This window comes from Bacillaceae bacterium S4-13-56, from assembly GCA_040191315.1.
Classification (GTDB): Bacteria; Bacillota; Bacilli; order Bacillales; family JAWJLM01; genus JAWJLM01.
Genome location: JAWJLM010000136.1, coordinates 1 through 4126, shown reverse-complemented (window position 1 = coordinate 4126; position 4126 = coordinate 1). Strand labels below are relative to the sequence as shown.

At 41.6% G+C, this 4126-nt stretch carries 3 protein-coding genes; 2 read left to right on the top strand and 1 reads right to left on the bottom strand.

What is annotated here, in order from left to right:
* Nucleotides 1-614: 614 nt before the first annotated feature.
* Nucleotides 615-1568: a nuclease-related domain-containing protein gene (locus tag RZN25_18100; GenBank protein ID MEQ6378719.1), complete on the bottom strand. Its 954-nt coding sequence runs from the start codon at nucleotides 1566-1568 to the stop codon at nucleotides 615-617.
* A gap of 375 nt (nucleotides 1569-1943) precedes the next feature.
* Here RZN25_18100 and RZN25_18095 point away from each other — a divergent pair, with 375 nt between their 5' ends.
* Together RZN25_18095 and RZN25_18090 are read left to right on the top strand one after the other, a co-directional pair.
* Nucleotides 1944-2846 (top strand): acetamidase/formamidase family protein, encoded by a 903-nt coding sequence (locus tag RZN25_18095; protein ID MEQ6378718.1) that lies wholly within the window; start codon nucleotides 1944-1946, stop codon nucleotides 2844-2846.
* Between the two features lie 154 nt (nucleotides 2847-3000).
* The gene (locus RZN25_18090) at nucleotides 3001-3390 is read left to right on the top strand and encodes a thiol-disulfide oxidoreductase DCC family protein (protein MEQ6378717.1); all 390 of its coding nucleotides are present in this window, start codon (nucleotides 3001-3003) and stop codon (nucleotides 3388-3390) included.
* The last annotated feature ends 736 nt before the right edge of the window (nucleotides 3391-4126 follow it).

Genomic DNA, 4126 nt, shown 5'->3' with positions numbered 1-4126 from the left:
AGGGGCTGTCTATTGACGCAAAAGTGGTAGAGGGCAATCAAACTGAGTGAATAGGGGCTGTCTATTGACGCAAAAGTGGTGGAGGGCAACCAAACCGAGAGAATAGCAGCTGTCTATTAACGCAAAAATGGTAGAGGGCAACCAAACTGAGTGAATAGGGGCGGTCTATTAACGCAAAAATGGTAGAGGGCAACCAAACCGAGAGAATAGCAGCCGTCTATTGACGCAAAAGTGGTAGAGGGCAACCAAACCGAGTGAATAGGGGCTGTCTATTAACGCAAAAATGGTGGAGGGCAATCAAACCGAGTGAATAGGGGCTGTCTATTGACGCAAAAGTGGTGGAGGGCAACCAAACCGAGTGAATAGCATCCGTCTATTAACGCAAAAGTGGTAGGGGGCAACCAAACCGAGAGAATAGCAGCCGTCTATTAACGCAAAAATGGTAGAGGGCAACCAAACCGAGAGAATAGCAGCCGTCTATTGACGCAAAAATGGTGGGGGGCAACCAAACCGAGTGAATAGGGGCGGTCTATTAACGCAAAAATGGTAGAGGGCAACCAAACCAAGTGAATAGCAGCGGTTTATTGAAGCATAATAGAAGCAATCAGAACAGACTAGCTGTTTATATAATGGGAAAACCTTAAGTCTCCAACCTTCTTATAATGAGCTTTTAATACTCTTACTATTGTACGGGATGAAATTACCCCACCACACCAATCATAAACGGTACTAGTAGTTATCCTCCTATCTGGAAACAAAAGCTTCAATTCAGCCACACACCTCAACACCGCAGAATCTACCTTTTCCATACAGCCACACCGGCACACCAGAAAAAATTTTCCCTCAGGAAGAGTCATAAATTGTCCACACTTAGGGCAAAGTACACCCTTTTTTAATCTGTTGTAACTATATGAAGGAACATTCGAAAATGGCGATTTCGCAATATGCTTTCCCAACAATTGTTTAACAATTCGTTCCTGTTTTTGCACCAGCCCTGACCCACCGGACATGGCCCCAACCAAACTCCCACCAAGACCTCGGTTTAGATCTACAAAAAATCGAGATAATTGGGGATAAAAAACTGCAGGTAGATCCCGCCCCGCATTATATAAATAAAACCCAGGATTAACAAACACCACCATTGACTCCACAGCCATTTGAATTCCTGCCTGTTGCAACATCCTTTTCAATACCTGTTCCGCCCGGCTTACCTGGTGAAAGGGGTTGTTCACTCCAATGCCGGACCTTGTCACCATTTTATCTCCATCTAATACATAATCTCCCTCATAATTTTTCACTTCAAATAAATAAATCCGCCTCGTTCCAACCAACAATGTATCCAACTGCACATGAGTATGATTTACCTCTAACAATAAATCACACAATAGAGCAGAGTCCGACGAGACCCATTCTCCTAAATACTGATCAAACCATACTTCCCCCTCGTATCCCTGCACTAAATTCCCTAAATATCGAACATCCTTCTCATCCAACTCCGCACGCCCATCCAAGGAACGTAAAACCTGTAACTCATCGGACTCACAACGTTCTTTCCGAACTATTAACATAAATTCACCCTTTCAATACAGATTAAATAGAATGTAAACATCTTAAAGAAATATTAAAAAATTGAGAGATAATGGAAGACAAACAAAATGGTCTGGGATAAAAAAGGAATTTCTGAGGAAAAATGAAGTTTACAAATGAAGGAAAAAGAAGTTTAAAAATGAAGAAAAATTGAGCAACTTTTACAGGAAAGGTTTTACAAAAAGAAACTACACCTAGCACACACTATTAGTCACCTCCTACATCATTAAATTCCACATAGATTCGTTCTTTCCTTTTCCAAAACTTAAATTTTTGCCGATTCTTATAATAGACTTTCACATTAAATTTATGATTAGATGGACTTAAATTACTAGAAATGACTGGAGGATGAAACGATGAAGAAGGTCAGACCAGAAGATGGGTTAATTTTTGATTTCAATAAGGAGCATCAACCGATTCTAACGGTAGAGTCGGGGAGTACGGTTGAGATTGAGACTTGTGATTGCTTTGAGAATCAGATTGAATCGCCAGAAACGGTGGTATCGGAGATGGATTGGAACAGGGTCAACCCGGCAACTGGTCCAATTTTTCTGAAAGATGCAGAGCCAGGGGATATTCTCAAAGTAAAAATCGAGAAGTTGGAAATTGGGGAGCAGGGCGTTATGGTTGTTGGTCCAGGACTTGGTGTGATGGGACACAAGATAAAGGAGATGGAAGCAAAAATTATTCCGATTCGCGAAGGTATGGCCCATTTTGATAATCTTCAACTACCATTAACTCCGATGATTGGAGTGATGGGAGTAGCACCAAAGGGTGAGGGAATCAATTGTGGCACACCTGGTTCTCACGGTGGAAATATGGACACCACATTAATTAAAGAGGGTGCTACAGTTTATTTTCCTGTTTTCACAGAAGGGGCCTTGTTTGCAACTGGTGATTTCCACGCTGCCATGGGTGACGGGGAAATTAGTGTGTCTGGAGTGGAAATTAAGGGGAAGGTCACAGTTACATTGGAGGTCATCAAAGGTGAATCGATCAGCCATCCTTATATAGAAAATGAAGAAGTTGCAGGAGCAATTGTCTCAGCCGAGACCTTGGATGAAGCGGTTAAACTGGGTACGGAGGATATCGTCACACGAATTTCAGAGAAAACAGGAAGGTCAATTCCCAATGTCACCATGCTTATGAGTGCTGTGGGACAGGCTCAGGTTTCGCAAGTCGTTGACCCATTGGTGACTGCACGATTTGTCGTACCACAAGGTCTTTTACAGCAACTAGGGGTTCGATTGATTGGATAGACAGAGATGAGCACACCTTTTTTCAAAGGTTAAGAAAAAAATAATCTAACTATTGAATGAAAAGAAAGGAGGGAATGGTCCTCCTTTCTTTTTCTAAAGGAAAAAGTGTTAAAATAGAACAAAATGGTAGTTCATAGTGAAACGAGGGATATTCGTGGATCGAATCGTGTTATTCGATGGGGTCTGTAACTTTTGTGATCAAAGTGTTCAGTTCATCATAAAAAGGGACCCCAATGGTTATTTTAAATTTGCTTCGTTACAAAGTGAAATTGGTGAAAAGCTGAGGAAAGAAGCAGGGGCTCCCAATGATTTGGATAGTATAGTACTCATTGAGGGCAAACAGTATTTTTCCAAATCAACGGCAGCCTTGCGAATTGCTCGAAAATTAAAAGGACCTTGGAAGTGGATGATGGTGTTCTGGATTATACCAAAGCCAATTCGTGATGGGGTTTATAACATCATTGCAAAAAATAGATATAAATGGTTTGGCCAAAAAGAGAGCTGCACCTTGCCAAGTGTGGAAGAACGAGAACGGTTTTTGTAGGGCATCTTGGATTCGTTGCTGGAGTGAATAAAAGAGGTGGTATTCGCCATGGGCGGTGGAAAACTTACTGCGGGGGTCACTGCCATAGTGTTAGCCCTTATTGTGATACCTAAGTTGCATTCTTGGGAGTAATCTATTCCCCTGTTTTTGAGTTGGAATGGTAAAAAGGGGTGAATAGCCAGGCTCTATTAACGTGCTTTTCAGTTGAAGAAGTCAAAAGGAGTGAATAGCCAGGTTCTATTAACGTGCTTTTTAGTTGAAGAAGTCAAAGGGAGTGAATAGCCAGGTTCAATTAACGTGCTTTTTAATTGAAGAAGCCAAAAGGAGTGAATAGCCAGGCTCTATTAACGTGCTTTTTAGTTGAAGAAGTCAAAAGGGGTGAATAGCCAGGTTCTATTAACGTGCTTTTCAGTTGAAGAAGTCAAAAGGGGTGAATAGCCAGGCTCTATTAACGTGCTTTTTAGTTGAGGAAGTCAAACCACGTGAATAGACAAGCTCTATTCACGTGCTTTTTAGTTGAGGAAGTCAAACCACGCGAATAGCCAGGTTCCATTAACGTGCTTTTCAATTCAAGAAGACAAACCACGCGAATAGACAAGCTCTATTAACGTGCTTTTTAGTTGAAGAAGCCAAAGGGAGTGAATAGCCAGGTTCTATTAACGTGCTTTTCAGTTGAAGAAGCCAAAGGGAGTGAATAGACAAGCTCTATTAACGTGCTTTTCAGTTGAAGAAGTCA